This window comes from Psychrobacter sp. Pi2-51, from assembly GCF_904846665.1.
GTDB lineage: Bacteria > Pseudomonadota > Gammaproteobacteria > Pseudomonadales > Moraxellaceae > Psychrobacter > Psychrobacter glaciei.
Map to the genome: position 1 here is coordinate 234,348 of NZ_CAJHBP010000002.1, position 6,000 is coordinate 240,347.

Genomic DNA, 6,000 nt, shown 5'->3' on the forward strand with positions numbered 1-6,000 from the left:
TAATTTGTAGGTATAACGGCGCTTGTATGTAGGCTACTGACCAATATTTTTGACCACCATGTCAAAGACAGCCCTATTGAATATGAGTTCGTTTATCCCTCTATGTCATGTGGGGTAGGTAGTGTTTTCTCCGCGCAGGCATTCGTTATATTGCCAAAGAGCAAGGAAGTATTTTGGGAGAAATGCTGATTTGAGAGTATTAACGACATTAGAGTAAATTGGCTTTGTAAGCATATGCTTACAAGCAATGACGTTTACGCGACTTAACATCAGGGTGAGAATTAGGCATTATACATACACGGCATCAGGGAATGTAACTCAAGGATTGAGTTGACCGCATTAAGGATAATGATTCGTTTACTGGCATCAGGATGATAACGGTAAATGAAGAAAGGATACATAACCTTTGCTGATAGCAGTTAATGCTAGTAACCGTAGTAAATAGGGTAGGATGCCCGGTATCGCAACATGCTGAACGTTATGCAAGGATGCATAGATTACAGTCGTGATAGGTAACATGGATGGTTAACAATAAAACCGCATAACAATTAATTGCTATGCGGTTTTATCGTGCCTATAGGTTGAGAAATTTTTATTCAACCTGTTCTAAGTACATTATTGAGTACTGTATAAAGCGTCAAATAGCTGCTAATAAAAAACCGCATGAGAATCATGCGGTTTTTTGACTTATCAAATCATCAATAATGTCATTGATGACTTAGCTGATAGCTTAGTATTTGTTTTCGCGACGCCAATCATCTACTTCACGCTCAGCATCATCCTTACTATGGCCATAACGCTCTTGGACTTTACCAACCAACTTATCACGGCTACCTTCAACGTGTAATAAATCGTCATCAGTAAGGTCAGCCCATTTTTGCTTAGCTGAGCCTTTCACTTGGTTCCATTCACCTTTCAGGGTATGTTCGTTCATTATTATATTCCTTTTTTTGATTATTAATTAATCCGGATATTTATCTTGTTTGGTTTTACTTAATGCTAAGTTCAGTCGCTATTTTTATTTAGTTACCATTTATTGGATATCTATAAAAATAAGCTAACTGATGCCCCTAATATAGGCTTTGAAAATTACGCTGTCTGTATAGGCAATGTTTAGAGTGTTACTTCATGATAGCAATCTGCATGAGTATGTTATGGAGACCATATTTGTGTAATAAATAAGGGGTGTTGTCAGTGAAATACGTAAATAACCCAAGAGGTTTTCTAGCAACCTCTCAATACCATCAGGCTTCATCAATAGCTCGGATTTTATATTCGTCTGTATTCAGCTCGGAATAAAATGAGGACACGCCCTAGAACAATTTTAGCAATCAACAATGCCTATTTATAAAGGTGCAAACACAAACTACTTAGCCAAATAATCTTGATAACGCTTGGTCAGTTTCTTTACTCGGAGACGATCACGAATCAATGAAAATAGGGGTGAAGCATTGGGTTTTGGTGGCTTTCCTGCACCCATGCGTTGCAGCTGGCGCTTAATGACAGCCATAGTCGCAATCGCACTCAAGGTTTTGTCTTTCCACTGAACCACAGGGTCATGGGCACTGAGCTGATCGTTTTCTTTCCAGTCATTAGGCAAAGCGGGATTCATCGCTAAGGCTGTGCCCATCCCGACAATATCAATGCCTTGGGCTAGGACGTTTTCTGCTACTGCCAAACGCCTGACACCGCCTGTGGTCATAATGGGCATGGTGGCCACTTGCGCAATCTCTTTTGCAAAGTCTAAAAAGTAAGCTTCTCGCTGCAAGGTTCGGCCGTCTGCCGTTGTGCCTTGCATCGCTGGGCTTTCGTAACTGCCACCAGATAACTCCACTAAATCAACAGCAAGGCCATTCATTGCTAAAATAACGGTTTTTGCATCATCAGCATCAAAACCCCCACGCTGAAAATCGGCTGAATTCATTTTTACAGCGACGGCAAAGCGAGGCGAAACTTGTGCACGAACAGCTTTAATAACAGTGATTAATAAGCGCATACGATTTTCAATCGAACCGCCAAATTCATCGTCACGTTTATTGGTTAATGGCGACAAAAACTGAGAGATAAGGTAACCGTGAGCGGCATGAATTTGCACGCCGTCAAAACCAGCTTGTTCTGCTTTTAAAGCAGTATCGACAAAACGTTGAATCAGCTGCTCGATATCTTGATGGGTCATGGCGCGGGGTTTGCCAAACAGATGAGAGTGCTTTCCTAAATCAAGGGAAACGTCAGAAGGTGACAACACATCACCTCCCATAGCCGCATACACTTGGCGACCAGGATGGTTAATCTGCATCCAAACTTGGGTGTCATTCTTTTTGGCCACTTTAGCCCACGCTTCAAAAGGAGCTATATCACTGTCTTTTTCTAATACAATACCGCCCGGACCGGTCATCGCGCGACCATCGACCATCACATTACCGGTAATTAATAAGCCAGTACCACCCTCAGCCCAGCGTTGATATAAGCGCAAAATAGTAGAGCCAGGGACTTGTCCTTCATCTGCCATATTCTCTTCCATAGCAGCTTTGGCAAGGCGATTTGAGAGACTGGTGCCACAAGGTAATAAAAAAGGGGAAAAAACTGCTGATGTCATGATGGCAACCTAAAAGTATTGTTTCGTGAAAAATAAGTTTGACGATGAATTTGACTATAGACTTATAGTTTAAATGACTATAATCTTATAGTCGATATAGTAATTATTCCCATAAGTCATTTTAAAACATCAATCGAGGTCGATATTGAAGGTAAATGCTAGAACAGACTTCATTCGCATGGCTGCCAGTCCAGCAACCGAATCAAAGCGTGAGCTGGCAAAAGCTAAAACGCGTCGCGCGCTATTAAAGAGTGCCCTACAGCTGTATAGCGTAGAGGGCGCTTGTGGCATGAGCATGAATAAAGTTGCCAAGGGTGCAGGCATTGCTCAACCTAGCTTTTACAATCATTTTGATAGCCTCGATGCCTTGCAACATGAATTAAGCGAACAGCTCAAAGACAACTATCTATCCCCCATGCGTATGGCTTGGGTAACGATGATAAAAGATTATGATTTCTTGAATAAAGAGCAATTTAACCAGCGTTGCCAGTCCTGTTTGACCATGATTTTTGATGCGGCATTTCAGAATATTGCCTTGTTTCAACACCTCATCGAAGACCGTCCGCGCTTTGGCTCAAAGACAATAAATGCCATGAATAAGGGTTCGGAGCATAAACAACTGGGCAATCTTATTACAGAAATACAAGAAGAGTGGACGGAGATATTCATTCAGGGACTACAGTTATCTGGTCGTTCTATTGAACGCACTCACGTGAATCTCTGTGTCGATATTGCTAGCGCACAAGTCCATGAATTAATTTTAGGCTGTCATCAAGAGCGTTATTCAAGACAACAAGCGATTACCATTTTGAGTGCAAATTTTGCTGCATTGTTTGGCAATTTTTTTGCACGGACGCAACAATAAAGAAAGTAACTTGTAGTTGGTTAAAAATAAAAGGGGTACGTTAAAAATAGTGTCCTGCTGGTATAAATACTCCTCGCTTGCTGCGTACTTTGCACTCCAGAGACTTCGAAAAATTTATCCCAGCAATGCTATATTTTTTTAAATTGAATCGACTGTATAAAACGAAAGTAGAACGGAAACTAGAGTCAATAAAAAACACAGGGAGCACGACTATGGCTAAAGAAATGGTAGCTGACGAACAAACACATTTTAGGACCTGCACATTGTGCGAGGCGATGTGCGGCGTTGAAATAAAACATGATGGCGAAAAAGTATTATCGATTAAAGGCGATAAAAACGATCCCTTTTCGCAAGGTTATATTTGCCCAAAAGCCACGGCCTTACAAGATTTGCATGAAGATCCTGACCGCCTGCGTCAGCCTGTCGAAAGAACGGCGGATGGTTGGAAAGAGATCAGCTGGACGGACGCCCTAGACAAAGTAGCGGCAGGCATCCAATCAGTACAGCAAAAATACGGTCAAAACGCCTTTGGGGTGTATCTGGGAAACCCGAATGTGCACAACATGGGCGGCATGCTAACGGTCAAGCAACTATTGACCAGCCTAAAAACACGCAGTCGCTTTTCTGCCACTTCAATTGATCAGCTACCGCATCATATCGTCAGCATGCATCTATTTGGTCACATGCTGCGTATCCCTGTGCCCGATGTGAATCGCACACAATATATGTTGATTATTGGTGGCAATCCGCTGGCCTCTAATGGCAGTATCATGACTGCGCCGAACATGCGTCAAAAGTTAAAAGATATCAAAGCTCGCGCGGGTAAAGTGGTTGTGATTGACCCAAGACGCACAGAAACTGCAGAGATTGCCAGCGAGCATCATTTTATTCGTCCCGCAACTGATGTTCTGTTATTACTGGCTATGTTGAACGAAATCTACGCGCAAGGCTATGCCAAGGTAGACAGTAGAGCGGCGGCTTTGACCCCAGAGATTGATCGTATCGCCTCTTTTGCCAAAGACTATACGGCTGAGTCGGTAGCCAGTATTACTGGTATTACCGCACTTGAAATTAAACGTTTAGTAAAAGAGTTTTGCGAGGCTGAAAGCTCGGTCTGCTATGGTCGCATGGGTATATCGGTGCAAGAGTTCGGCTTGTTAAGCCAGTATCTGTCGATGGTCATTAATATCGTGAGCGGTCGCTTAGATGAAGTGGGCGGATTGATGTTCCCTAATCCTGCGGTCGATGTTGTCAATAGCTCGGGCCCAGGATATTTAGGCAAACGCCACAGCCGAGTAAGCAATCTGCCTGACTTCAATGGCGAGTATCCAGTGGTTGCGATGGCGGATGAGATGTTGGTAGCAGGCGAAGGTCAGTTGAAAGGATTTATGAGTGTCGCCGGCAATCCTGTCCTCAGCACCCCAAATGGTGAAAAATTAGATGAAGCCTTGTCAGGGTTGGAGTTTATGGTGTCGCTCGATTATTTTGTGACCGAAACCAGCCGTCATGCCAATATTATTTTACCACCGGTATCGCCACTAGAACGTGACCATTATGACGTGACCTTTAATGGTTTTGCCGTGCACAATGTCGCCAAATACTCGCCTGCCTTGTTTGATCGAAAAGACAATGAAAAGCATGATTGGGAGATTTATTTAGAATTGGCTGATCGTTTGGATAAAGATGCCCCAGAAGCAATACAAAAAGAACGTGCAGCGACAAAAGCGTTTGGGCCAAAGTTTTTACTCGAGCAGGGTCTCAAGTATGGGCCTTATAAAGAGGTTACCTTGGATACGCTGATAGACAATCCGCACGGTGTCGATTTAGGGCCACTGCACAGCATGTTGCCAGAGGCCATCAAGCATGCAGACAAGCAGATTCATCTCAATGTTGATTTTTATCAAGCAGATTTAGACCGTGTAAAAGAGATGATGCAGCAATATGATGACAGTCACATTTTGCTCATTGGCCGCCGTCATGTGCGTAGCAACAACTCTTGGCTGCATAATAGCCATCGATTGGTAAAAGGAAAATCACGTTGTACGTTAATGTTACACCCTGAAACTGCTGAGCAGCAAGGCATTAAAGATGGTCAAGATGTCAGAGTGACGTCTCGGGTGGGCAGCGTTATCATTGCCGCAGAAGTGACTGATGAGCTCATGCCAGGCGTTGTTAGTATTCCACATGGCTTCGGTCATGGTCGCAAAGGTGTTAAGCAGAAGATTGCCCAAGCGCATGCAGGCGTCAGTGTGAATGATTTAACGGACGATACTTTGATTGATCAATTGAGTGGCAACGCAGCAGTGAATGGTGTGCCAGTACAATTAGAAGCGCTTGAATCAGCAACAGATGACGCATTGGCTACGGCATCATAAATCTTGATGGGCAGCACAGTAATATAAGTTTTTCCCTAAATCTAAAAGAAGGCGCTTACTATAGGTAAGCGCCTTCTTTCTTTTGCATGTCCCATCCTAGAATGAGTTGATATATTTTAGGCGATATTATGTCAAACCTAGAGAGTAACAGAGCTAAGCGCAGT

The 6,000-nt window shown here is 43.2% G+C and carries 4 protein-coding genes; 2 read left to right on the plus strand and 2 right to left on the minus strand.

The genetic code is table 11. From position 1 onward, the window contains the following. Positions 1–730: 730 nt before the first annotated feature. Both JMY08_RS02170 and JMY08_RS02175 read right to left on the minus strand, forming a co-directional pair. Complete coding sequence (locus JMY08_RS02170) at positions 731–934, minus strand: CsbD family protein (protein WP_010196100.1); 204 nt, start codon at positions 932–934, stop codon at positions 731–733. Positions 935–1,366: 432 nt separating this feature from the next. Beyond that, complete coding sequence (locus tag JMY08_RS02175) at positions 1,367–2,596, minus strand: NADH:flavin oxidoreductase/NADH oxidase family protein (RefSeq protein ID WP_201589642.1); 1,230 nt, start codon at positions 2,594–2,596, stop codon at positions 1,367–1,369. A 178-nt stretch (positions 2,597–2,774) separates the two neighbouring features. Between JMY08_RS02175 and JMY08_RS02180 the strand changes: the two genes are divergently transcribed. Together JMY08_RS02180 and JMY08_RS02185 are read left to right on the plus strand one after the other, a co-directional pair. After that, the gene (locus tag JMY08_RS02180; RefSeq protein WP_201589645.1) at positions 2,775–3,461 is read left to right on the plus strand and encodes a TetR/AcrR family transcriptional regulator; all 687 of its coding nucleotides are present in this window, start codon (positions 2,775–2,777) and stop codon (positions 3,459–3,461) included. Between the two features lie 212 nt (positions 3,462–3,673). Continuing rightward, complete coding sequence (locus JMY08_RS02185; protein WP_201589648.1) at positions 3,674–5,836, plus strand: molybdopterin oxidoreductase family protein; 2,163 nt, start codon at positions 3,674–3,676, stop codon at positions 5,834–5,836. Positions 5,837–6,000 lie beyond the last annotated feature (164 nt).